Here is a 26,342-nt window from a genome sequence, read left to right as displayed (position 1 = left end):
TCGAGTCAGTCAACGGTTAAGCCCATTAATTTAAGACTTGATTGGTTGACTACTCCCCTCTCTAGGAGCATACGATATTTGTTACCAACAACCTGCTTCACTATCTACATGTACTTCCTTGTAAACTTATCTAAACTTAAATTTAAATATATTAAACTTAAATATGGCAAATAATATCCTAACTGTATCTATTAGAATACAATTCCCTAGCCTTTTCAGTAACCTCTTTAACAAAATCTGATTTATTATCTGTATAAGCATCACGATTATGCTCATATTCCTTCCATAATTTCAACTTAAGACTTTCATATTCCTTCGCAACACTTGGATTATCAATCAAATAATCTCTAAAAAATAATTCATCATTATCTCCTGCACACCTTATATGTAAATGAAAAACCCGTTCTGCAAACCCATCTACTGTATATCCTTTATTAAGTGAAACCCTCTCACCACTTTCAGACATGCAAATATAGCCATTTGACTCAGTTAATTCTTTAATCTTTTGCATGTTGCAGTCAGGCTTTATCTCAATCAATATATCAACAATCGGTTTTGCATAAATTGTATTCACAGAAGTACTTCCAATATGACTTATTCTCACAATTTTTTGCATAGGAAGTAGTTCAGTTAGTCTAGATTCTTCTTCTTCAAACCAATCTTTCCAACATTCCCTATGATTAGTTAAAAATATAGGAAATAGCTCCCATAATTCTTCTAATGTCATATCTGGCAATTGTTTTTTCATAAATCAGTTACTCCCTTTTAGATTAGTAAATTTAATTGTTCTTTATACAATTTTATTGCTTTTGATTTTATTAATTTCTACGATTTTATTAATTTTGATTTTATTTCTACAACTTTATCTCTTTTTTAATCTTACTTAGAGAACACTCAGCTTCATTTTTTATTAAATCATTTTTATCACTATATAAAACTTGCTCAAGAATATCTATACTTTCTTGAGTCTTAAAAGAAGAAAGGCACATTACACATTTCCAAATAATTAAATCATCTTCCGAATACTTTTCCATTACACTTACAATCTTTTTAAAATAATACTCACTAGCTACCTCTTGATTATAAAATATCATAAATCCTATCGCATCAATTAATTCAGAAATCTTAATCCTATCATCACTCTCTAAAACATCAAACAATGCAGGTAAAACCTCTACATTCATCCTTGCTAAACTTCTCGCAATTATATCCCTTGCCAATGGGTAACTCTTCTTTTTAGAAACCTTGTCTGGCAAATATTTATGTTGATTGTTTCCTATTATTCCAAGATATTTAATCATCTGTTTTGCAGTATAAGTATTACCCTTTTCAAGGGCATTACAAATCTCAATCTTCGTATATAGAAATTTTTCACCACAAAGCTTTCCTAACAAAAATTCTACAAATTCTTTATTTTCGACTCCATATCTTTTTGACATTAAGTTTATAGAAACTGACCTTTCAACTGCTTTTGATGAATTTGCTAGTTCTAATAACTCTTCATCTGAATACGATTGAAATTTATTGATATATTCTTCTGTAATAAAACCTCGCTTTATCCAATCTTCATTATTACTTTTCATAAATTAACCTCATATTATTAATAAATTAAATTCCATCTTATAGCTAACAAGTTTTAATTTAACAATTTAATATTACTTACAACAATCTAATATACTTCCTTTGCATCTCTCGGTAGGCTTCTCACATGCTCCAAAAAACTCCTACTCCTCAAACTTCTTCAAACAAATAGTTGCATTATGTCCACCAAAACCTAAAGAATTAGAAAGTGTATATCTCACATCTTTCTCAATACCACCCTCTACAACATAATTTAAATCACAATCTGGGTCAAAATTTTTATACCCTACAGTCATAGGAACAAATCCCTCATCTATAGATTTTACACAAACTATTGCCTCCAAAGCTCCAGCTGCACCTAATAAATGTCCTGTCATTGATTTTGTTGAACTAATAAGTACATCTTCAGAAGCCTCTTTTAATGCTAACTTTATCGCAATGGTTTCGTATTTATCATTAATTGGAGTAGATGTACCATGTGCATTTATATAGTCAATTTCACTTGGATTGATTCCACCTTCATTACACGCCATTAAAATTGCTTGGCAAGCTGCTTCTCCTGTAGGGTCTGGACTAGTAATATGATATGCATCTTCTGTTACACCATAACCCACTACTTCAGCATAAATCTTAGCATTTCTTTTTTTAGCATTCTCCAAGCTTTCTAATATCAAAACAGCTCCTCCTTCACCCATGACAAATCCATCTCTGTCTTTATCAAAAGGAATTGACGCTCTATCAGGATTATCGCTATTACTCAAAGCTTTCATATTATTAAATCCAGCCAATGTAAATTCAGTTATACATGCTTCAGAACCACCAGCCACACAGACATCCAATCGTCCATGTTTAATAGCTGTAAATGCTTCACCTATTGTATGAGTAGATGTTGCACAAGCAGAGACCAAAGCATAATTAATTCCTTTAAATCCATATTTAATGGCAATAGTTCCAGCAGCCATATTTGATATTAACATTGGTATTGTGTATGGAGAGACACGTCTCCCACCCTTTTCTACAAACTTTCTATATTCACTTTCAAAAGTATGTATTCCACCTATACCACTACCAACTATTACACCTATACGATAAGGGTCAAGTTCTTTAAAATCAGTTCCACAGTCAGAAATTGCTTGTCTTGTTGCTTCAACTGCATATTGACAATACAAGTCATTGTGTCTAATCTCTTTCTTAGAAAATGATAACAAAGGATTAAAATCTTTTACTTGCCCTGCTACTTTTACAGATAAATCCGTAGTATCAAATCTATCAATCATCTGTATACCATGATTTCCTTGTTTTACATTACCCCAAAACTCTTCAATATTATTTCCAATAGGGGATACTACCCCAACGCCAGTTATTACAACTCTATTCATATTTACTCTCCTTTTTATTATACTCTTTATACATATTACCCCATTCAACTAAAGAAACTAATATAGGACGCAAAGTCATACCTAATTCAGTTAAAGAATATTCAACTTTAGGTGGAACTTGTGCATAGACTTCACGATGCACCAAGCCTTCATCCTCCATACTCTTTAGATTCTGCGATAACATTTTTTGACTTATATTTTCAATTGATTTACTTAATTCACCAAAACGCTTTTTTCCACTTATTAATTCTCTTAATATTAAAAACTTCCATTTATCACCTATCATTTGCAGTGTGATTTCTACTGGACAAGCAGGTAAATATTTTTTCATATTATCCTCCTTAACTAACTTAAAGTTATATACTCACTTTTAGTTAGTATAATTATATGATACTATATTTACTACGTCAAGGTAACAGATTTTATTTGTAAAAAGCTTCTGTATTTATTATAGAAGCTTTATATATTCATTTAAAAAACTCTTTGTATTTATTTGTAGAAACTTTATATATTCATTGTAAAATCTATTTATATTCATTTAAGAAGCACTTTGTATTTATTCCACAAACTTTATATATTCATTTAAGAACTTATAAGATATTTTCTTTCCATACTTCAATACAACAAGAGGTATCAACATATTGCTGATACCTCTTTTATATACTTAACATAATCACGTATTAATATATTTATAATATTTACCCAATAAAAAATTAAAGATGAATGATTAGAGATTAAGAATTTAACCATCATGGAAAGTATGACATTATTGTCAAATCTAAGTAAGTGTGGGAAGATTACTCTTCCACTTCCCTTTCATCAAATATTTTATGCTGAAATATCACACATGTACCACCATATTCCGCATTTTCTATTCTGATTGAACCACCAAGCATCTTAACTAATTGCTTGACAATGTACAACCCTAAGCCAGAATGTCCACCTTCAGTTTGTCTAGCCTCATCACCTCTATAAAATTTTTCAAAAACTTTATGCATATCTTTAGCACTGAATCCAGTACCAGAATCACAAATCTCATATGAGATATATTCTTTTTCTGCCTTTGCTGATATTTTGATTTTTCCACCTTCCGGAGTATATTGCAGACTATTGGATACGATATTATCAAAGATTCTTTCCAATTTCTCTATATCAATCAAGATAGGTTCTTCTACATCACTTTGAATATAATGACTACAGGCATAAAAAATGTAAGCCAACGAATTGCTGTACGTTTTGTTTCTAGCCACTCTGATGATAATACTCCTATCATTTTACTTCCCTCCTATTAAACCAAATGCTTGTAATTACTGTAATTACAACAAATACAACCATGGATACGATAATTCCAACAGGAATCACAGATGAATCTAAAAGGGGATTTCCAGTCTCCAAAATAGCTCCATTTGGATGCACACCAACAATAGGACACATCAGCCTCATAGCCCAACTCCATGGTACTGCAAACCATAAAGATTTTATTGCTGTAAGAACACTTACCATCATACCTACAAGTGCAATTCCCATACTTAAGAATGTTCCTTTCCATGTAGCTGCCCACAACTGAATAGGAATAAGTGTAAGAGAAACAAACCAACAAACAAAGCCTCCAGCAATAATCTTTCCAAATGGGATTGCTCCTTCTGATAAAAACAAACCACTAATGATTGTTGCAACTATCAAAACTAGTGTTGAAAGCAGAGTGTAAACTGCCATAGCCATAATCTTATTAATCCAAATAGTCATAGGTGAAACATTATATGCACACAAAGTGCGATAATTCCCAGCTTTTCTTTCCTGACCAGCTACCAAAGTTGCAAATAATCCCATACCAAGAGGTAAAAATACAAGTTGCCACGAATATTTATTTATAAATGAAAAAAGTTAAGCAGTACTAACAAAGAAAAAGAGCAGGATATCATCCTACTCTTTTTCTTTGTTAATATTATGTATTTATATCTTACACTACTCTATTCTCAATACTTGTATTTATTCAAAAGCTTTAAACTCAAGTATATTTTCTTTAATATACTGCTTCATATTTCTTTAAAACACTTCTTCATAGTTCTTTAAAACACTTCTTCATAGTTCTTTAAAACACTGCTCCAAAAAGGTTAATAGTATTTCTATAGTATTTAGACTAAAAACATATCTTTTTAATTATCTTATTTAGTATCAGAATCAAAAGGAATCCATGCACGTCCAAACTCTTTATCTTTAAATAAATAGGATAATCCAGTTATTTGCTTTAATCTAAGAATCTCCTCAATATCCATCCCTAAGTGCTTTGATATCCATTTATCAGATTTTCCAATATCACAAAGTTCCTTTATAATATTGCTCATTAAATCCACATTATGTGAACCTCTTGCACGATTGTGACGAATAGTACTTGCCATTCTCTCATCAAGTGATTTATCAATTACTGAAACAGGAAGTACTCCACCTTCTCTATCATATATATCCTTATTTTCAAGCATTATTCGATATCTATGAAAACCATCTACAATAACATATTTGTCATTTTCTGGATTATAATAACAAACAATCGGCATTGTATATCCATCTTCTTTTATACTTTTATACAATAACTGCATTTCTGGTGGAGCCACTGCATTTGGATTATAGTCGTTAGATTCTATCTTTTCAATCGGGACAGCGATAATTTCATATACAGGACTTTTATACTTCATAGCATCTTAACTCCTATCTCAAAAAATTTTTCATACTTTTTCTTAATGTACTCTGTTTTCATTCTTTGCTCTTTTGTAGGACTAAATCCCATAAACTTACACATATGGTCATTTTTCAAAATACAATAACACATTCTTTTCCAACTTGGTATATCTTTAGTAAATTTAATATCATCTGTATCATCAGGTATATCTCCTAAGAATATAACTCTACTTTTTTTATCTTTTGTATGATTAGAAATTCCATTTCTTTCTATATTATACCCTTTTCTTATCAACTCACATATAGCGATTTCTGGCAAACCTCCGCCTTTATTATTCCAGAAGTCAATAGATGTTGAAAATTTTTTAATATAATTATTTCTTATATTTTCAGGTAGAGTATCAAGCAGAAAATAAGTGAAACTTTTCCATGTATGTCCTTCTGGCAACTTTACACTACGATACCCCATAGCTTTTGTTTTTCCATAAATAGAAGTAAAATTAGCCCCTTGTACTCTAGCAACCAATTTCACCCATACTTCTGGGTCCAATATCTTATATAAATTTAAACTCTCTTTTGCTGAATCATTGAAAGGAGATGCTACTCTCATTTTTCTTGGAGGCAATCCAGCTTTATAGAACAAATCATAGATTTTATTGTATTCATAGTCGAATTTATAATTGGCTACCCAAACATCTTCTAGTCCCCAGTCATATAAAGGAGATGCTGTCCATACATTTTTAAACTCCTTTGTTATCCAACACTTGCCTTTATATCCATGCTGTTTATTCACAATAGCACAATAACGTTGTAAGGATTCCGAGGCTCTTGTTCCAAGTAAACAAACAATTTTTGCACCCTTATGCTTGTCTCTCATCCACCTACCAAATTGCTTTGCCAAACTTTCCTGCTTCATCTTATATTTATAGTAGGTAAAAGGATTACTTTCTTGATTTATTACGTATTCTTTGTTTGGCATTCTTCTTACCCATAATTCTTCTTTCTCATCATCCCATGGATACCAAAACATTTCATGATTACCTACAGCTGTTCTCGTAGCCATTGGCAGACATACCCAATATGGTTCAATATCTTCAAGATTGTCTTCAAACATTTTTTCAACATATTCTGTTGTCATACTATATTGAGCCTCAAAATCTTGATGAAATACTCCTATTTTGGATTTTATATTATATTTTCTTTTATAATCCAAAACTAAATTCAATAATAGACCACTATCTTTTCCTCCACTGAAAGATACATAGATATAATCAAATTCACTGAAAACATAAGAAAGTCTGTCTTGAAAAGCTTCAAATACACTGGATTCCAAATATCTTTTATCCATTTGTAATCTCCCCTTTCAAATAGAAGTTCATGAAAACTTATAACATAATATTATATATGCACTTTTAGTAGTAATCAGCATAAATTATGAATCCTCTAAGTGCATAAATCAAAAAAAATAAATATAATTATAATATAAATCAATTTTTCTATTATAAACTATATTTTACCATTATTTTACATAATTTTCCAACAGCATAATTATCATTATTTCTTCAGTATTTAGCCCAATATTTTGTATTTTACATATTTTTAAAATCAAATTTTTATTTTCCAAGTTTATAATTTTTTAGATTATATATTTCTTAGGTAAATTTTAAAAATGTCTTTGCTTTTTTTATTGTTTTATAAGAAAAATAATATAAACATATATCATATTTAAAATAATATAGACATGTATAGTATTTAAATATACTATTAACTTATAAGGTCGTAATTTCATACATCAATAATTTTTATAAAAATCAACTATTTTTAGATTAATTATTTCATTGATTAATTTTTAAATTGATTGTTTCATTGATTATTTTCAAGGTAATTATTTCATTGATTGTTTTCAAGTCAATTATTTTATTGATTATTTTCAAGTTAATTATTTTTAAATTGATTGTTTTATTAATTATTTTTAGGAGGATTTATGAATTTTTCAAACATAAAAAAGTATTTTTTAAATTTTTGTGGAGCAATACTAGTATCTTTATTAATAGTTTTCGTATATCTTATTGCTTCAGCCTTTGAATCAACCAATAAATTATTCTCAAATCAAACGATTAATTCTATGTCAACTTTTATAATTTCTTTTATAATCGTATTCGTATTAGCTAAGGTATATAATGAAGGTATACTAGAGGATTCATACAAAAAACTTTCTATAAAAAGTTTTTTAAACTATGACAAAAAATATATCTCATTGACATTATCACTATTAATAATATCTATAGTATTTTGTAAAATACTAGCATTAATTATATATGACTTAACACAGGAATATGGTTCTGACACAGAGCTTAGTCTTGCCATTTTTATAAGTTCTTTTACATATGTACCATTTATAGAAGAATTAATATTTAGAGGTATGTTTTTTAACATTGCGTCTAACTTACTAGATATGAAAAATAACACTGTAATTAAGATTACAATTATAGTCAATCTCATAACGTTTTTAATAATGCATTATACTAGTTTTGGTTTTCCAAATTTTAATTTATTTTTATCCTTATTAGCGTCTATTCTTCCAAGAGTAGTGATTTCAGCATCACTTATATATATTTACATTAAGACTAAAGACATTAAGTACGATATTATTTTGCATATGTTATATAATTTTATTATTATTATCATAAATTCAATTTTCTAATTATCATCACAAATTGTACTCTCTTTTACATATGTTATATTATTTTATATCGCATCATAAAACACACTTTTATGACCTAATTACAAATTATCCCCTATAACTTAATTAGTATATATTTTTAGTTAAATTGGGTAATAAAAAATAAAAGGATGGTGATTTCATTGAAACTTAATAAAGGTATCAAATTTACAATAGGATTGCTTATGGATATAGGAATTAGCTTAGTTTTAGGTCTCAATCCTCTATTAACAACTTTATTTGCTCTACTATATATAACACTCTATATTCCAGATATTTGTAATATTATAAAAAAATAAATATTCATCTGAAATAGACTATATAGAAAAAGCTCCCTACTTAAAAGACTACTCTCGCTTGAATTTAATTGATTTTTATGTAGTACCACATTCCCAAAATTGGGAATTTGGAAAAGCTGTAGAAAAAATAGTAAATGCGTATTCTAAAACTTTAGAATTAAAAGCTATTAATGATAATCAAGCAATATTAATTGAAAACGACAGTGTTAGAATTTTAAAATAATTTAATATAAATAGCACCAAAGAATGATAAACACTGGCTTGTCATATCTTTGGTGCTTTTTTATGCAATACGTTTTAGAATACTAATTGACAAAAAAACTAAACCTCATTATAATTAAACTACTAGTTTAATTAATTTCATGAAAGGAATATGATATGGGAAGAAGAAAAAAAGAGCCAAAAAGTGTACACCGTGAAAACATTGCTTCTGCTGCTCAAATTCTATTTATGCAAAAAGGAATTGAAGCAACATCAATGGATGATATTGCAAAAAAAGCTGGTTACAGTAAAGCAACCTTATATGTATATTTTAAAAACAAGGAAGAAATTGTTGGTGTATTAGTACTTGAAAGCATGAAAAAACTGCATACATACATCACTTCTGCTTTAGAAAAACAAACAAGTACAAAAACAAGATACGACTTTATCTGCAATGCACTATTAAAATATCAAGAAGAATTTCCATTTTATTTTAAAATAGCTCTCGATGAAATCAACATTGACTTTGAAAATACCGACTACTTACCTGAGGAAAAAGAAACCTTCCGTGTTGGTGAAGAAATCAATGAGAAAATAAAACAGTTGCTAAAGGCTGGTATCTTATCAGGTGAGCTTAGAGAAGATATTGAAATTATGCCTACTATATTTTCACTTTGGGGAATGTTATCTGGCATTATACAGACAGTAGCAAATAAAGAAGCTTATATCAAACAAGAAGTAAAACTTTCTAAACAGGAATTTCTTAAATACGGATTTGATATGCTTTATCGTTCTATTTCTAAATAGATAAGATAAATCTACAAATATACAACTATACAATTTCTTATAATAGACATTATTACTTTATATATTTGAATATATCTGAAATTCCATTAAAACAAAAGATATTCAAAACAATTACCAAATACTCTAACTAAAAGGATTGAGAGGTATTAGAAATGAAAGTAAGCAAGAAAAAAATCATTTATCGTATTATCGTTATAGTTTTGCTGATAGGACTTGCATGCCTTGGAATATATTTAAAACAAGTTAAAGATTATAAACAAACAGTAAAAAATATGACCTTTAAAAAAGTAAATATTTCCGATATTGCTGATGGAACCTATGTTGGAGAATGTAATGTAAATATCATATCTGCTAAAGTAGAAGTCACTGTAAAGAGTGGTAAAATTTCAAGCATTAACCTTTTGGAACATAAAAATGAACGAGGAAAAACAGCAGAAAAAGTTATTGATAAAGTACTTAACAAGCAAAAAGTAGATGTAGATGCTGTATCAGGTGCAACAAATTCAAGTAAAGTTATAAAAAAAGCAATCGAAAATGCACTCATAAAAGGATAACTATACTTAACAAATTTCTATAAGAGTAAAAATATTGTTTTTGAATATCTGTACCAATTTGTGGTATAATAAAAGCAAGAAGAACTACAATCTATTTCGTCGTAGAGTGAAGTTCATAATTAAATGAAGCTATTTAAACTTATGGAACTTGATTTTAAAATCAAATTCCCAGCCACTTTTACTCTTGCCACGAGTTGAGTGGCTTTTTACTTTCGTAAATACTTTACAAATTAAGTAAAATATTAAACTAGCAACAACGCCAGCTATTACATTAAGTAAAAAGTTATTCATACTTCCCACCTCCTTTCATTAGGAAGTAGGTTTTATCCTAGTATGAACTCCACTCTTAAATTATAGGTTACATCTTCTTGCTATAAATATTATAACATATACTTTCCCATATTTTACCTGTGTTTTTATTCTAATAACTCCTTTTTCTTTTCAGCATCATATATACCTACTATCATCAAATATTATTTAGAAATTAGATTTAATATAATAAAATCAACTATAAACAAGAATAAGTTTGTTTCTCTAAACAATGTGATACTTATAGGAATATGTTACAAATAAAACTTTCAATAATTGAGCCTTGAGTAGTGATAAAATAATATTTTTCACAAAACAAGCCAAATAATTGATATAAATTATCATTTTCTGTTGAAAGTTACATTCATGCGTGCTATACTTAATTTCATAAATGGTAATAAATGTCATATGATTTTACAATTCTATTAATAATAATTATTATTAACTTTTAAATTTCGAAATGAATATCAAGAATTTTCTAAAATATAGAAGAATTCTCTAAAATACAAGAGAATTATTAAAATATAAAAGAATTATATATGTTATATAAAAACACATAAAACTACACAAAAACATATAGTACACTTAAAAATATAATAGAACTATATAATACTACTTTCGTAAAATCATACTCTATTTTTAGCATTTATTACTCTATACATAAGATATATAAATAAAATTTAACTTAATGAAAGGATACGATAAAATGAATATTTTAAAAATGAAAAAAACAGGGATATTTTTAGGAGGAGTACTTTTAGGTACTGTAGGTGTCAAAATACTTTCAAGTGATTGTGTAAAAAAATCTTGTACTAAAGCAACTGCTGGAGCATTGAAAGTTAAGGATTCTGTTCTTGAGACAACTACTAAAATCCAAGAAAATATGGAAGATATTTTAGCTGAAGCAAAAGAAATCAATGAACTAGAAGAATTATCTTCATCTAAAGTAAAAAAAGTGCAAGAAGATGCTGAAGTTGTACAAGAAGCTCTTAAAGCTGAAAATGTACAAACTGTAGAAAAAAACACTGATTCTAATAGCATTAAATGTGAAGACATCAAGGAAAATGGTACTGAAGAAAAAAATAGTACTTGCACAGCAGAATAAATTTAACGATTATTATGGTTAATACTATCAGGTGTTATGATTAATAATATCAAGTATTATGATTAATAGTATCAGGAGGAAGTAAATTGAATCTTTATATAAAGCATGAAATCAGAGGTCGTATACGTTTTGATTTACAGCTTGGTAAATTGAATAACAAGCAGGCAGATACTCTACTATATTATTTGACTTCTATAAATGGTGTTACCAAAGCAAAAGTTTATGATAGGACTGGTGACGCTGTTATTTATTACACTAGTGAAAGAAACTCTATAATAAAAGAAATCACTAAGTTCAGTTTTAATAATAGTGAAATAGAAAAATTAGTCCCTGAACACACTGGTAGAGAGTTAAATAATTACTACAGGGATAAATTAGTAAATAAGCTATTGGTAAAGAGTGTATCTAAGATATTTTTCCCAAAATCTTTAAGATTTTTTTTTATAGGACTTCACTCTATAAAATATTTCAAAAAAGGTATCTCTTCTTTATTAAATAAAAAGATAGAAATTTCTGTTTTGGATGCAACTGCAATAGGTATCTCCATTTTTAGAAAAGACGTGAATACAGCTGGGTCAGTGATGTTTCTTCTTGGTATAGGCGAATTACTAGAAGAATGGACTAGAAAAAAATCTATAGATGATTTAGCACAAAGTATGTCGTTAAATATTGAAAAAGTATGGTTAAAAAAGGATGATACTGAAATTTTAGTTCCAATTTCAGAAATAAAAGAAAACGATTTAGTTAGTGTAAATATGGGAAATATGATTCCATTAGATGGAGTTATTGAATCTGGTGAAGCAATGATTAATCAGGCATCTCTTACAGGTGAATCTCTTGCAGTTAATAAAAGACAAGGCTCTTACATATATGCTGGAACTGTGATAGAACAAGGTAATATTGTAATGTGTGTCAAAGAAAAGGCTGGTACTACCAGATTTCAAAAAATTGTAACTATGATTGAAGAATCTGAGAAACTTAAGTCTTCTGTCGAAGGAAAATTTGAACATTTAGCAGATACCCTAGTTCCATATAGTTTTTTAGGAACTCTATTTACTTATGCAGTTACTAGAAATCCTATAAAGGCACTTTCTATTTTGATGGTAGATTTTTCTTGTGCATTAAAACTCTCTATTCCTATTTCTGTATTATCAGCTATGAGAGAATGTAACAATTATAATATTGCTGTAAAAGGTGGGAAATTCCTTGAAAATGTTGCATATGCAGATACTATTGTATTTGATAAAACAGGCACATTGACAAAGGCTCAACCAACTGTTTCAGATATAATTACCTTCCAAGATTATAATAAAAAAGATATGTTAAGACTAGCTGCTTGTTTAGAGGAACATTTCCCACATTCTATAGCTAATGCAGTAGTGCATGAAGCTGAAAAACAAGGTCTAAGTCATAAGGAAATGCATACAGAAGTAGAGTATATTATTGCACATGGTATTTCAACAAAAGTTGATAATAAAAAGGTTATAATAGGTAGTAAACACTTCGTATTTGAAGATGAAAAATGTATTATACCAGATGGCGAGGAGTATAAATATAATAATCTTTCAGACGAATATTCTCACCTATTTATGGCAATATCGGGGAAATTATCAGCTGTTATTTGTATCAGTGACCCTTTACGAACAGAAGCTAAAGATGTAATTTCAAACTTAAGACAATATGGACTCAAAAAAATTGTAATGATGACTGGTGATAGTGAAAAAACAGCTAAGTCTATAGCCAGCAAAATTGGAGTAGATGAATATTATTCAGAAGTTCTACCAGAGGACAAAGCTAATTTTATTAAAGATGAGAAACTAAAAGGTCGTAAAGTTATTATGATTGGCGATGGAATCAATGATTCTCCTGCTATATCTGAGTCAGATGTTGGAATTGCAATGAGTGAAGGAGCTGAGATAGCAAGAGAAATTTCAGATATTACTATATCAGCAGATAACTTAAATAATTTAATTATTTTAAAACAGATTAGCAATAAACTTATGAAAAGAATTGGTTTAAGTTCTAAGTTTATTATTGCTTTCAACTTAGGTTTGATTTTTCTTGGTGTAGGTGGATTTATTAGACCAAGTACATCTGCATTTTTACATAATGCTTCTACGGTTGGAATAAGTTTAAACAGTATGACAAATTTATTAGATAAACCTAATACTTATAACTACAATTAAAACCCATTGTATAACACATTTCTATCTAAAAAATTTATAATTCATATTTAAAAAAGCACTTTTAAACAATTAAACAATAATATTTAAAAGTGCTTTTATGACTAAATTTTATAACTAAAATCAACCTACTTCAATATTACTTCTCAATAATATTCAATACTGCTTAATACCATTCAATATTACCTCTCAATACTACTCAATACTAAAGGTAAATTTCCATAATATTTCTACTTCACTACTAAAAACACCCTTCCTTAAATCTCACTTCAAACTGCTATATTTCAATCAATCTCTGTTCATAGCATTTTAGCTCATTTTGTTTTAGATAGTTAAATTCAGACTCTACATAAATACCACAACCAATAAACTCAATTGTTAGATTTGGTATATTCTCTTTCAATATACTCATCTGTTCATATATAATTTTTTCCCACAAATCAGCCTGTAATATAGAGAAATACTTCATACTTTCTCCACTGTTATCCATATCCTTTTTGATTTCAGACCAGTTTTTTAGCAAGACGCCTCTTTTATCAATATATCCAAGTTTTTTAAAGCTCTCTATACTCTGATTCCATGCATCTTTACTACTCTTATCAAAATATGACTCTAGCTTTTTACTTTGCTCACTTGTCAATAAGTCATAAGAAAGCTTCTTATTAAAATGTGCTTTCAAAGAAAGTTTAGCCATAGAATACGGGCTTCTACCAGAGTTTAATCCCGCATTTTTAAACTTTTCTATTCCTTTATCTTCTATTGAAGACCATATAGAGTTTACTGAATCTGAATCATCATCTTTTCTATATTTAACATCCAAACCATGTGTAATATCGATATAATTTTGTGGAAATACATATTGATAGTACATATCTTTGTTATCATCATACAGAGAAAAATATCCTTTATCATATAAATGCATATGTACATTTATTTTTAAACTATCATCTAAAATATTTCGTCTAAGATTAGGTATATTTGCATAAATAGTTACATATTTCATTGCATCATAGTTTTGATTTATTGGAATTTCAAAGCTAATTTCTTCTCCTGTCAAAAGCTTTTTCACTTCTTCTTCATCACAATCATATAAAGAAAATGTATTTTCAAATCCCACACGTGATTTTCCAGCCAAACTTCCTGCTAATGGTATTTTCAAAATATGATTATCTGTTTTTTGCCATTGATAAGTATCTTGAGCTAAAAACTCTTTAATTTGTCTATTTTGTTCCTTTGCCTGCTTTAGCACCTCATCTTCATTTTCTGTTATTCCTACATGGCATCTATTTAAGATATTTACTATATTGCTTCCAAATGGAAACGTCCATAATTGAAAAGCTGCTGCCTCCACTTGGCACAAATATCTAATCTGATTCAATTCAATTTGATGAATAAGCTTTTTCTGATACTCATTCATTTGGTTACCACTGTCTGACATGTGATAAATCAGTTCTCCCATTGCAAGATTGTCTTTTTTCTTGTCAATCTTGTCAGTAATAATAATCTGAGCATCCATCATGTCCTGTACTTTTTTGAAAATTCCCGAAATATCCTCTGCATTTTCCATTTTCAAGCTTTCAAACTTCTTAATTAATTCAGTTAATACATCTTTCATTTTTAGTCTGCTTATCTCATTTTCAAAAATATCCTGATTTTTAACTATAGTATCAAATCCGTCTACAAATGGTATAATAGATTCTTTCAATGTTTTATCTTTGAACTCTGCCATCTGAGTATTTAAACTATCTAGTTTTTTAATATTATCTTCTTTTGTCTTAATCGCATCTTTGACTACTTTTATTTTATCTTCAAAACTAGCTTTTACATTTAGACAATTATTAACACTACTAATTGCTGTATTGATAAAAGAACAACTTGCACTACCAATACTTAATACATTTTTAATAGTTGCTGTTCTTTGCTGTCTTTCAATAGATGCTTTACACTTCTCTAGTGCAGCCAACTTATCTTTTTGTTGTTTATTACTATAATTTGCTTCCAACATACCCATTTCTTTTTTCTGAATGTTTGTGTATATCTTTTCATACTCGCCTTCATCCAGTCCATTTTTTGCTGCTGCAATGTCATTATCTTTCCCTTGGTAGTCATTATTATCTAAAGACTTAGTCATAATCTCTTTAATTTTATTAAAATTATCTATCTTTCCATCATCGACACCAACTAATTTATTTGTCATTGCTCCTAAAGCATTCTTTCTATCTTCATTTAACTGAGCTCCAAGGACAAAACTCATACCTTCAGAATCCATTTTGAAATCTGAAAAACTAACCATTCTGTTAGTCCATTGGTACTCTTCTTCCTTAGCTGAAAGATTTTCTTTTAAAGATTTTGCACTATCAAAAGCTCCCAGACAAGCTTGACCAATACCACTTAATGATGATAGTAAGCTCAACGCACTCTGTATTCCAGAAAGAATTAGCTGTGTTTTCATTTGTTCCTGAAGTTTTTCCTTCTTTTCTTCTAATTTCTTTATGTCTCCTTTTTCATCTTCTTTTATCTTTAGAATTTCTTGAATCAAAAGATTCATTTTTGCTCCAACAGAAAGCATTTTATTTTCAAGTTCTTTTTTCAAAACTTCTATTTGTTGATTTCCTGAGTCAATTTGAGTTAAGACATTTTCCTTATATGTATTGAAATATGCTTCTTTTAATTCATCTTTTTTTCCTTGTTCCAATTCTTTTAAAGTCTTCTCTAGATAATCTGTCAGAGTTCGAATATCTGTAACACGATTTCCTCCAATTTCATCTTCCTCTATCATCTGCATATAAAATGCTGCTTTCTGTTCTAATGCAAATAAAATCATGCTCCATTCACTAAAATTCTGATTTTCTTTTACAAAAGCTTCTATTCTATTAGACTGCATCAATTTATTTATAAGATAGTCATAAATCTCTTTTGCTTCTTGGTAAAACTCTTTCTTTGTATGCATATCATCTAGTGAAATTACTTCTTTATTTTTCTTATCAAATTTATAATACTTCTGAAGAATTTCTCTATTTAACTGCATTTCCACTTTCTCAACTGCATTAAAAATCTCATAAATATGTGAAATTTCTAAAATATCTGCTTCTAAAATTCCTACTGCACACAAAAGTTTAAGGTTTCTATATCCTTTACTTCCAGAAAAACCAAATCTTTCAAAGAATTGATAGAAAAATGTATCCATTGATAGAGAATACTCCTGCTTTAGCAATGCGTTTTCTACTAATGATTTTCCAGGATGCCCTTCTTTTCCATCTGCTCCATCTAGACCTGAGTCTGCAAGTTTTTTAATTGTCCAGTCCTTGTGTTTTGCATAAAGAGCATCTAGTGCCTTTCCATCATCTGCTGTTTCCTTACTGTCTGAACCACGACCTATCACATATCTATCAAAATAGTAATAGTTTCTGTCACTATCATCTATTGGAACAGAAGTTCCTATATATCTTATTGTTTCTTCAAAAATTCCTCGGATTCCTCCAAGACCTCCAGCTCCACCTTTTCCTCCAGAACCGCCTTTTCCTGCTAAGCCATGTCTTCCGTCTCTTTGGTTTATAGAATTTTTTAGTACTGTTGCTTGTCCAAGGAGATAAATCTGTCCAGCCTTACTTCCAAGACCAGCATTTCCACCATCTCCACCTGTTCCTCCAGTATTTCCTTGTTTTCCTTTTTCTGCTTCTACTATATAGTATTTTGTATCTTTCTCCTTAGTAAACTCTTTTTTCTCTGGCTTAGAACCTAGTTTTGCATTTGCTCCAGCTATTCCGGATGCTCCTGTTTCTCCTACTTTTCCATCTTGGCCGTTTCCACCTTGTCCACCATCAGCATAAAGCTTAAGTTCGCCTTCTTTTTGTATATGTTTAAAAGATATTAAAATATCGCCTGAAGTTCCTGCATTATTTCCAGCTCTGCCATTCATTCCGTTATAAATAGAACTTTCTCCATCCAATTTTTTTGCATCATTTCCAGAAACATTAATTGAATAAGAACCTTTTGGTATACATAATTTTTCAACTAATAGAACTATGTTTTTACCTGAGAAAACATCCTTCTTCATATCACAATCTATTTTTAGCTCACACTCTCCATACATATATATAGATGATAATTCATTAAGTTTATAGCCAGATATGATTTTAGTCAAATCTGATAAATTCACTTTAGGTACAGGAATATATATAGAAAGTACTTTGTCTTTTTCATATGATTTTATATATGTACAGTTTTGAATTTTTTCTCTTCTATATTCTTCATCTAGAAGTTTCTCAGCTTCTTCCTCTTCCAATTCCTTCTCTGCTATCCAGTATTTAATACATTTTAAAGTGTCTTCTAGCGTTGTATTTAATAATGATTTTAACAATTCACTTAGACCGACAATATTAGTTTCTCTACAATAACTATTTAGCTCTAAAACAAGGCGTATTTTTTCTAATATGTTTACTTTTTGTACACCATCACCATAGAAAAGTTCTTGCACAAATCTCATGAGTCCTTCAATACTATTTGTTTTTCCTAAGCTCTGACTCATTTGTTCCAACTGAGTTTTTTTCTCTTTTAGATTTTCTATAGAAGATAAAATAGAAATAGAATCTTCTAACGCCTTTTTTACACTTTCTATATAAGGAGCTAGAAGTTTTTCTAGTTCTTTATATGTTATATCAACAGCTTTTTGTATCTCTATTTTACAAGAGGCAGTAAGCATTAATCCCATATCAGTTTTTTGGAAAGTATTTGGAAGTTTTTCTAGTTCTCCCAATAGATTTTCTGGCTTTGTGTCCATCGGATTACATAATTCTATAGACACATTATCTGATAGTACCACATTTAACAGATATACCAGTTCTTTATAACCTTCATAATCTTTTTCTTGGCTATCTAGGTCTTCTTTTACTTTTTTCAGTATATTTCTAACTTTTTCTTTTGTTACACTACTACTAGGTGACTTAGGTATTTTATTGATAAGAAAGAAAAAATTTTCCTTATACTGTGTATATTCATTAAACATATCTTTTAAGTTTTTAGCTGTATCAATTAACAGTGTATGTCTAGAGTCCAGTAAAGACTGGTAGTCTAAAATGACTACTATCCCTTTTACATTTGAAGATGCAGAGATAGTTTCTCTTACAAGCATTGCTCCTGCAATCATATATTCAGCTCCACGATTATCAAAAAAACCAGGACAATCGCATAAAGAAAATGCTTTATTTTCAATATCTACAACTTCTGGGCATAAAGTCTTAGAATATACACCATTTCCAATATCAACTGCTGAATCTTTAGCTGTGATGTATACTTGTCCAGTTTCCGCATCTGTCTTTTCTTCCATCTCACAACCTTTTAAATAGTTGATACAAGTACTTTTTCCAACTCCTGAAGCACCCAGGAATAACAAAATCGATTTTTCTCCTAAATTGTATCTTTCCAGTTCATGCCTTCCATCTTCTAAAAGATTTATGATTCCATTGTACAATTCATTTGCCATGTGTTCATCCCTTTCTATACTTCAGCACAATAGTTTTGATATTTCTCTTTAACAAAACTTTCCTCTACTTTTAAAACTGCTGTTGATACTTTAGAATTTGGATTATTATATCCTCCAGATTCTCCTCTATCTCCATAATCAGCATACTCTCTTGATGGACCTTCTTTTCCTTCTTTCCAACTTCCACCTTCAAAAGTTATACGATAACTAGCAATACCAGTTAGCTTATAATCCCAACTTGTAAAATATCCTGTATAGTATACAGTGGAATCTATAGCACTTGGAGAAAATGAAAGTGTATTATAACCATGATGACCTCCTTTTCCTCCATTTCCACCAAAACCTGGTCTTCCATCTGGACCTCTTTCTCCATCTCTTACTGTTATATCACAACAGCTGATTAACTTATCTCTCTTTTCATCTGAATCTGCCAAGAAGTAGATATTTCCTTTACTTCCTCCATTTCCACCTCTTCCAGCATTTCCTCCTTTTCCTCCATTATCTCCTTTTGCACCACTTGTTCCTGATGCAAAATAACCTTTAAACATTTTTCCATGGAAACTACTTGTATATCCTGCATCACTTCCATTTCTACCTGTGCTTCCAGTCTCACCATCTTTACCATCTGTTCCTCTTGAACCATTTCCTCCATTTGCTATTAGTGTAAGGCGATAGTTTTTAATTTCTTCTTTAATATATAAATAAATATTTCCTGCATCTCTACCATCTTCACCATTTCTTCCATATATAGAATTATCTATAATATTTCCACTCTTTCCGCTTACATTAATCTTAGCATTACTACTTACATCAAGATTCTTACAAGAAATAATGATATTTTTTTCTGATGCAAAATCCATTCCAAGATTATCATCCATATAGATAGTATCTTTAGCTGAAAACATAATTGTAGAGACATCCTCTCCCACTTTTCTATTTCTAAAAGCCTCTAGAACACTACTTATTACTAAGTTTGGAATTAGTGCCTTCACTTCTATGACTGTCTTGTTTTTAATTTCAAATGTTTTTATTATAAATGGAGTTAAAATATATTTACTTACAAGATTTCTAATTATTTCATTACCTTTTTCTCCATAGGTATTTAATCTTGTTATATTTTCTTCTAATTCTTCACTATTTCTATCTGTAAGATTCTTTAAAATAGGCTCAAAATCACGTTTACTATATATGTAATCTGTTTTATTTGCAACTTCCATCAATTTATCTCTATTTGATAATGTCCATACCTGTTTTTGTACCTCATAAGAAACTAAAATCTCTTCTACTTTCTTTCTTATAATAATAAATTTTTGTTCCATTATACTTTTACTTGTTTTTTCTATAATAGATTCCATATATACAGAAGATAGTGAAATTTCAGCATCTCCATGGTCTGTATATTTATTTAAGTCTTTAATTATACCCAAGTTTCTCTTTATCTCATTTTGTAACTTTATACATGTGTCTTCCAAGAATAATCCACTTTCTCCTGACAATAAATTGATAAATTTATCTAAAGTAATACTAGCTGTATTAACTGAACTTTCTAACCAGTCTTTAAATATGTCTACTACTCTATCATATTTTGACATTTCTTGAATCATTGTTACTCTTTCAACCTTTTCAATAAAGTCTTCTGTATATTCCTTAACATAAACTTCTAGTCTAGATACTATACCACCTTGAATATCTTTTATTAATGTATCTAAAACTAATCTTGCATCTGCACTGATTGGATATTGGAATGCTGATGTTTTATCTTTTACTTCTTCTAAATTTATTACTTCTTTTAATAATCCTTCTCTTTGCTCTGCTTCAAGTGGTTTACAAAGATGAATATTTTTTCCTTCTCCTTTTAGCAATTCTTCAAATAACCAAGCTTTATCTTGTATATTATTTTCTGGACTTTCACACAATTGTTCGTATTTTTTTCTAATCACATTATATATTTGTTTTTCTGTTCTTCCTAAAAAGCTTTTAGAAACAAAGAAAGTAATACTTCCTCTAAAATTCTCTTTATGAAGACACATATTTAATTGTTGAAATAAATCAAGTACTTTTGTAAGTCTAGCCTCTAATATATCTGCTTCTGGTATTAGTACAACTACGCCACATATAGATGCAGAATTTCTAAACACCTCTCCCAACGAAACTGCTGCACTAATGTCATGTGCTACACCTCTGTTATCACTGAATCCTGCAGTATCACATAATTTTGCATCCATTCCTTCTACTTCTCTTCTCATATCTACAATATTTGGATACAAAGTCTGTGAAACAGCTCCTGAACCAATTTCTGCAACAGGGTCTACACATTCAATATATGAGATACCAGTATCTTCATCTTCTACTTCCTTCATTTCACATCCTGCAAGATAATTAATTGCTGTACTTTTCCCACAACCTGTGCCTCCAAGAATCAAAATTAGATTCTTATTTATAGCCTTATCTATTGCTACTTTCCCTTCATCTAATAGGATTTTGATTTCTTCTAAAAGCTGATTTTTTTCTTCCATGTATCTTCCCCCTTGTTTATTGTTATAAAATTTTTTAATGTTAAAATAACTGTGCTTGTAAAATATAGCCTTTACTAACACAGTAATTTTATTTTATATATCTAATTATACTTTTTATTTTATATCTAATTACATTTTCTACTTTATATTATTTTTTCTACTGCTCTAAACTTTGACCATCCTCCACAATGAATATTCATATAAAAAACCTCCTTATATGTTTAAATTTATTTATATAATAGTACCAATTTTCTAAATATTCAATACAATTCGTGTAACTAGTCGATAAAAGTGCATAACTGGACAAATAGTTTGTATAAAAAACTTTGAAAGTCAAATTTATTTAATTAAAAATAATATAATACAAAAAAACAGTCAATCTATTAAAATCAACTGCTCCATAAATTGAATTTTTACTTATTAGATTTTACAAAGTTTATACATTTGCATGTGTTCCCCTATACAAAACTGATATTGCCACTGCTATAAGTATCATGCCCATAAAAGCAGGTGCCGCATGACCAAGAGACACATAGATTTGACCTCCAATGATAGGTCCAATTATTCTCGCTAAAGATTGAATAGATTGACTACCCCCTTGAATCCTTCCCTGTTCACTAGAATCGACAGACTTGGATATCATCCCATTGAATGAAGGTCCAAAGATAGAATCGCCAAAACCAAATATAAACATTCCAACAATAAAAATAGGATAGAATGAAAACAGTGCCGATGCTGCAATAAAACTGTAACCTATAATCTCCGAAATCATTCCAAGAATGGCTATCTGTGCATCACTGAGTTTTCTCAAAAGCTTTGGCATTATAAAACCTTGTGAAATGATGTCTTGGATACCCATAATTGAAAATACAAGTCCAATTAGTGCGGGTTTCCAATTGAAAGTATCTATTGTAAATTGTGAAAAGACAGACTGTAAAGACCCATTTGGTATCCAAAGTAAGAATGCTGATACAAGTAGCCTTTTTAAGTTTTTTACAGAAAGTACATTTGCAAGCTGTATAAATGGATTTAGCCTTGCAAGTGTAATCTCCTTTAATCTATTCTTCTTATCAAGGCTCTCAGGCATATATAAGAATCCATAAATAACATTCAATAAAGTTATTATTGCCCCAAAGTACATTGGTACAGAATAACCAAACTTAGCAAGTAATCCACCTACAGTTGGACCAATAACACAGCCTACACCTGAAAAGGCACTCACCCATCCAAAGTATTTGCTTCGATATTCTCTAGGAGTGATGTCTGCAAAATATGCGAAGATAGTGCTTATGCTACCACCTGTTATACCTTCTATTATACGTCCAACAAATAGTACCCACAGAGCTCCTCCTATTCCAAAAACTAAGTACCCTATTGCAGAACCCAAAAGGCATGATAAGAGTAATGGACGACGTCCATATCGGTCGCTTAAAGCTCCAAGCCCAGGAGCTGCAAAAAACACGCAGATTGCATAAACAGAAGTTAGCATTGTAACAACTATAGCTTGTTCTGATGGACTATTTGTATAAGGTTGCACTAAGAATGGAACAACAGGCGCTATGATAGTGAATCCGATTCCGCAAAGAAACGCAGATATAAGACCAAATATCAAAGCCTTTTTATTTACAATTTGTTCTGTATTCTGTTCATTATTTGATTTAAATATAAACACTTAAATCCTCCTCTCAAAAATTATAATTTGGTTTCCTTCAGAAACATATTCCTTCTATTTCTTTATTACTTTTTTACTTTTTTACTTTTTTCATTATTTTAATTCCTTGGAGACATATTCTTTTTTTATTACTTTAACTCCTATGGAATATATTTATCTCTTTATTATTTTGATTCCTTGGAAACATATTTATCGTATCACCATTTTGTTTCCTTGTCAACAAAATAATAGCAATAAAAATACAGCCCGCTCTCAATAGAGTTGGGCTGTCTATAGTTTCAATTTCTTTATTCTAATTTATTTTGACTTAATATTATACCTTGTTTCTTTATTTCTGCATCCAGATGCCTATTGTAATTTTCCGCAAAGCTAATCATAATATCAAATTGTTCGTCAGTTACCTGCTCAAATACAGCTTTATCACGTTCTTGAAACTCATTGTGCAGTCCCTCATGAATTTTATAAACTGCTTTCCCCTGTTCAGTAAGTCTAAAATAAATTTCTTTCTTGTTATCAGACTTCTGGTAGCTTTCGATAATTCCTTTTTTTATGAGTTTCTTAGTTAGCTTACTTATTGCACCTCTAGTCATATAAAAGTGCTCTGCAAGCTTTGTCACGTTGCAATCTACATTTCTTTCAATGTATTCGATACAATGTACTTCAGAAGATTTATAACCTTTAAGACTTTCTTCCATCTTAAATTTATTAAGCCAAACCATCTTGTTTAATAAGTCCCTGAAACCCATTATGACCTGTTCTTCTTTATTCATAGCCTGTCCTCCCACCCGTTAGTGCATTAACAATATTATATTAAACTTTTGTTTCTATTTCAACAATGTTAAAATAATTATTTTAGGAATCGAACTATACATAAACATAAAAAAGGAAAACAGAATCATCTAATTTAAACCTACATTCTTTTAGATTTAATCAATATCATATAAGTGTTGATAACTATACAAGTAAACATAAATTTGAATGATGATTAAGATAATTAAATGGTTTACAAATAATTTATATTATAAATAAAACAACATGACAATACATCTCTTGTACTGTCGTGTTGTTAAAATACATGTAATGTTTTAATAATAGTTTTTACAATAAAAGGCAGTGTTAACTAAGTTTTATTTATATACTGTTTAGTCTTTAGTCTATATACTATTTAGGATTACTGAAAGTCATCTTCCTAGAATCGAAATCAATTGACCATTTATAGTTTTTCAAATAATTATGACCTATCAAACCATCTTCAAAGAATCCAACTTCCTCATAATATCTGGATTCCTCACCTGTTGTATAGTTCCCAAATCCATTTTCCAGTTGCAAGCTACCTAGACCATATGATGAGATTTCAAAAGTACCGTCTTTATAATCACTTCCTCCCATTCCACTACTTTGTCCTTCAGAAGCTGACTTTAACTCAGGCATTGGAATCCCAGCTAAGTCCATTGTTTCTTTAGGTAGTTGCATTCCAGCATCTTCTCCATTAGCAAACCCTGAATCCATAAAGAAGTTCATTCCACTTTTCTGATTTGTTGAACCTTTAGCATACATGTAATGAGTAGAAGCAAGCGTGAATGGAATCTCTTCTAATACTTTATCGTTGGCAAGCATTTTATTGGCATTGGCCATACCTACTTCATTTCTAGGTCTTAATACTAACTGGCCACTAGAATAATCAATTGTAGGTATAAATTCCTTCAATACACTTGTACCAATAACGCCATGAACATTTGACGCATTACCTTTAAATGCTTCTTCAAATCCCTCAAATGAACCCATCATTACAGGGACATTCTTCATGTTTACATCTCCTATAGTAAGTGAGTCAACTTGACCAAAACCAACTTCGACGATATTACCTCCTTGGAATGTACCTTCTTTCTTTGAAGCTGTTTTAATACCAAGCTCTTTTGTAAGTTTACTATCCGCAACAAACATTGCACCACCAGTATCAATAAAAGCATTTATTCTTTTTCCATTTATCTCAACTGGAACAACAGGTAGGGGTTCACTTGTTACAAATGGAATAGCACTTTCTTCTTTTCCATTCCAGTTAATTTGTCTAGTTTTGCAATAAATAACTCTCAAATTCAAATGAGCTTGGGAGTTTTATTTAGTAATTAGTAATATTTTAAGCTTATACCAAAAGATTCATTCCTCTAATTTTATCCCCTGTACTATACTTAGATATTAAAATTTTCTTGAATTCATAACTTTAAGCTACTTTATCAAATAATAAAATTTATATAAAATGCCTATTATTACAAAGATGCAACTCAAAGTTGACAAAAAACATAGTAGGATTGATAGTGTGCAACTTGTATATTTGTTAATATTTTAGAATAAAGATTGAGAAATATTGAGGAGGAAAATAAAATGGATATATCTGAAAAAATTTTAAAACTAAGAAAAGCAAATAATCTATCTCAGGAGAATTTAGCAGAACAACTTAATGTATCAAGACAAAGTATATCAAAATGGGAAACAGGTCAATCTGTTCCAGAAACAGAAAAGTTAATTGCTTTAAGCGAAATATTTAATGTTACAATAGATTATCTTTTGAAGCCATCTGAAATAGATGAGATATCAATTAGAACAGAAATTCTAGAAAAACAGCAACAGCAGTTAGTTGAAAAGGAAATAAAAAAGGATAAAATCTTATTTATTGTATTAAGCTGTCTAGCCACATACTTAATTGCATTCGCTATATATATTATTGGACACTTCTATTTTGAAATTTGGAATCCAGGTGTAATATTAAGCGAGTTTATAATAGCAACAGCAATTGCTATTACTATTAATTTAAAGCATAAGTATAAAGTTGATAAAAATTCTATAAATAATTAAATC

The 26,342-nt window shown here is 29.6% G+C and carries 21 protein-coding genes; 7 read left to right on the top strand and 14 right to left on the bottom strand.

What is annotated here, in order from left to right; genetic code table 11:
• Positions 1 to 178: 178 nt before the first annotated feature.
• From KGF36_RS12400 to KGF36_RS12365, 8 genes are all read right to left on the bottom strand, one after another.
• Positions 179 to 748: a GrpB family protein gene (locus KGF36_RS12400; RefSeq protein WP_227854772.1), complete on the bottom strand. Its 570-nt coding sequence runs from the start codon at positions 746 to 748 to the stop codon at positions 179 to 181.
• Between the two features lie 106 nt (positions 749 to 854).
• Positions 855 to 1,583, bottom strand: coding sequence for a HEAT repeat domain-containing protein (locus KGF36_RS12395; RefSeq protein ID WP_227854771.1), 729 nt, complete (start codon positions 1,581 to 1,583; stop codon positions 855 to 857).
• A gap of 141 nt (positions 1,584 to 1,724) precedes the next feature.
• Positions 1,725 to 2,960 carry a beta-ketoacyl-ACP synthase II gene (gene fabF / locus KGF36_RS12390; RefSeq protein ID WP_227842730.1) on the bottom strand — a complete coding sequence of 412 codons (1,236 nt, stop codon included), beginning with the start codon at positions 2,958 to 2,960 and terminating at the stop codon, positions 1,725 to 1,727.
• Positions 2,953 to 3,291: a winged helix-turn-helix transcriptional regulator gene (locus tag KGF36_RS12385; protein ID WP_227828788.1), complete on the bottom strand. Its 339-nt coding sequence runs from the start codon at positions 3,289 to 3,291 to the stop codon at positions 2,953 to 2,955. Before KGF36_RS12385 ends, fabF begins: the two co-directional genes overlap by 8 nt.
• 466 nt (positions 3,292 to 3,757) lie before the next feature.
• Positions 3,758 to 4,120, bottom strand: coding sequence for an ATP-binding protein (locus KGF36_RS12380; RefSeq protein WP_227842731.1), 363 nt, complete (start codon positions 4,118 to 4,120; stop codon positions 3,758 to 3,760).
• A gap of 109 nt (positions 4,121 to 4,229) precedes the next feature.
• Positions 4,230 to 4,832 (bottom strand): lantibiotic immunity ABC transporter MutE/EpiE family permease subunit, encoded by a 603-nt coding sequence (locus KGF36_RS12375; protein WP_227828816.1) that lies wholly within the window; start codon positions 4,830 to 4,832, stop codon positions 4,230 to 4,232.
• Positions 4,833 to 5,125: 293 nt separating this feature from the next.
• Positions 5,126 to 5,653: an IbrB-like domain-containing protein gene (locus tag KGF36_RS12370; protein ID WP_227828789.1), complete on the bottom strand. Its 528-nt coding sequence runs from the start codon at positions 5,651 to 5,653 to the stop codon at positions 5,126 to 5,128.
• Complete coding sequence (locus KGF36_RS12365) at positions 5,650 to 6,984, bottom strand: phosphoadenosine phosphosulfate reductase (RefSeq protein WP_227828790.1); 1,335 nt, start codon at positions 6,982 to 6,984, stop codon at positions 5,650 to 5,652. The genes KGF36_RS12370 and KGF36_RS12365 overlap by 4 nt, the downstream gene beginning before the upstream one ends.
• A gap of 636 nt (positions 6,985 to 7,620) precedes the next feature.
• Between KGF36_RS12365 and KGF36_RS12360 the strand changes: the two genes are divergently transcribed.
• The 4 genes from KGF36_RS12360 to KGF36_RS12345 all read left to right on the top strand — a co-directional run bounded on the left by KGF36_RS12360 (position 7,621) and on the right by KGF36_RS12345 (position 10,219).
• Positions 7,621 to 8,340 (top strand): CPBP family intramembrane glutamic endopeptidase, encoded by a 720-nt coding sequence (locus KGF36_RS12360; protein ID WP_227854770.1) that lies wholly within the window; start codon positions 7,621 to 7,623, stop codon positions 8,338 to 8,340.
• A 330-nt stretch (positions 8,341 to 8,670) separates the two neighbouring features.
• Positions 8,671 to 8,880: a Type 1 glutamine amidotransferase-like domain-containing protein gene (locus KGF36_RS12355; protein ID WP_227828817.1), complete on the top strand. Its 210-nt coding sequence runs from the start codon at positions 8,671 to 8,673 to the stop codon at positions 8,878 to 8,880.
• Between the two features lie 155 nt (positions 8,881 to 9,035).
• Complete coding sequence (locus KGF36_RS12350) at positions 9,036 to 9,665, top strand: TetR/AcrR family transcriptional regulator (protein WP_227828793.1); 630 nt, start codon at positions 9,036 to 9,038, stop codon at positions 9,663 to 9,665.
• Between the two features lie 152 nt (positions 9,666 to 9,817).
• Complete coding sequence (locus KGF36_RS12345; RefSeq protein ID WP_227828794.1) at positions 9,818 to 10,219, top strand: FMN-binding protein; 402 nt, start codon at positions 9,818 to 9,820, stop codon at positions 10,217 to 10,219.
• Positions 10,220 to 10,348: 129 nt separating this feature from the next.
• Here KGF36_RS12345 and KGF36_RS12340 read toward each other — a convergent pair whose 3' ends face one another.
• On the bottom strand, positions 10,349 to 10,510 hold the full coding sequence (locus KGF36_RS12340) for a type I toxin-antitoxin system toxin (protein ID WP_227433577.1): 162 nt from the start codon (positions 10,508 to 10,510) through the stop codon (positions 10,349 to 10,351).
• Positions 10,511 to 11,234: 724 nt separating this feature from the next.
• Between KGF36_RS12340 and KGF36_RS12335 the strand changes: the two genes are divergently transcribed.
• A complete protein-coding gene (locus KGF36_RS12335) occupies positions 11,235 to 11,633 on the top strand; it encodes a DUF6110 family protein (protein WP_227828795.1) in 399 nt (132 codons plus the stop codon).
• An 86-nt stretch (positions 11,634 to 11,719) separates the two neighbouring features.
• Positions 11,720 to 13,819 (top strand): heavy metal translocating P-type ATPase, encoded by a 2,100-nt coding sequence (locus KGF36_RS12330; protein WP_227828796.1) that lies wholly within the window; start codon positions 11,720 to 11,722, stop codon positions 13,817 to 13,819.
• A 274-nt stretch (positions 13,820 to 14,093) separates the two neighbouring features.
• On the opposite strand, the gene KGF36_RS12325 is transcribed toward KGF36_RS12330, so the two are convergent.
• The 5 genes from KGF36_RS12325 to KGF36_RS12305 all read right to left on the bottom strand — a co-directional run bounded on the left by KGF36_RS12325 (position 14,094) and on the right by KGF36_RS12305 (position 25,580).
• Positions 14,094 to 19,298 carry a GTPase gene (locus KGF36_RS12325; protein ID WP_227828797.1) on the bottom strand — a complete coding sequence of 1,735 codons (5,205 nt, stop codon included), beginning with the start codon at positions 19,296 to 19,298 and terminating at the stop codon, positions 14,094 to 14,096.
• A gap of 14 nt (positions 19,299 to 19,312) precedes the next feature.
• On the bottom strand, positions 19,313 to 21,814 hold the full coding sequence (locus KGF36_RS12320) for an ATP-binding protein (RefSeq protein WP_227828798.1): 2,502 nt from the start codon (positions 21,812 to 21,814) through the stop codon (positions 19,313 to 19,315).
• Between the two features lie 436 nt (positions 21,815 to 22,250).
• Positions 22,251 to 23,486, bottom strand: a complete 1,236-nt coding sequence (locus KGF36_RS12315; protein ID WP_227828799.1) for an MFS transporter — start codon at positions 23,484 to 23,486, stop codon at positions 22,251 to 22,253.
• A 287-nt stretch (positions 23,487 to 23,773) separates the two neighbouring features.
• The gene (locus KGF36_RS12310) at positions 23,774 to 24,256 is read right to left on the bottom strand and encodes a MarR family transcriptional regulator (protein WP_227828800.1); all 483 of its coding nucleotides are present in this window, start codon (positions 24,254 to 24,256) and stop codon (positions 23,774 to 23,776) included.
• A gap of 391 nt (positions 24,257 to 24,647) precedes the next feature.
• Positions 24,648 to 25,580: a retropepsin-like aspartic protease gene (locus KGF36_RS12305; RefSeq protein WP_227828801.1), complete on the bottom strand. Its 933-nt coding sequence runs from the start codon at positions 25,578 to 25,580 to the stop codon at positions 24,648 to 24,650.
• 288 nt (positions 25,581 to 25,868) lie between these two features.
• Here KGF36_RS12305 and KGF36_RS12300 point away from each other — a divergent pair, with 288 nt between their 5' ends.
• Complete coding sequence (locus tag KGF36_RS12300; RefSeq protein WP_227828802.1) at positions 25,869 to 26,339, top strand: helix-turn-helix domain-containing protein; 471 nt, start codon at positions 25,869 to 25,871, stop codon at positions 26,337 to 26,339.
• Positions 26,340 to 26,342 lie beyond the last annotated feature (3 nt).

This window comes from Clostridioides sp. ZZV14-6009 (assembly GCF_020658095.1).
In the GTDB taxonomy this organism is placed as follows: domain Bacteria; phylum Bacillota; class Clostridia; order Peptostreptococcales; family Peptostreptococcaceae; genus Clostridioides.
This window is presented reverse-complemented; position numbering and strand designations above follow the sequence as displayed.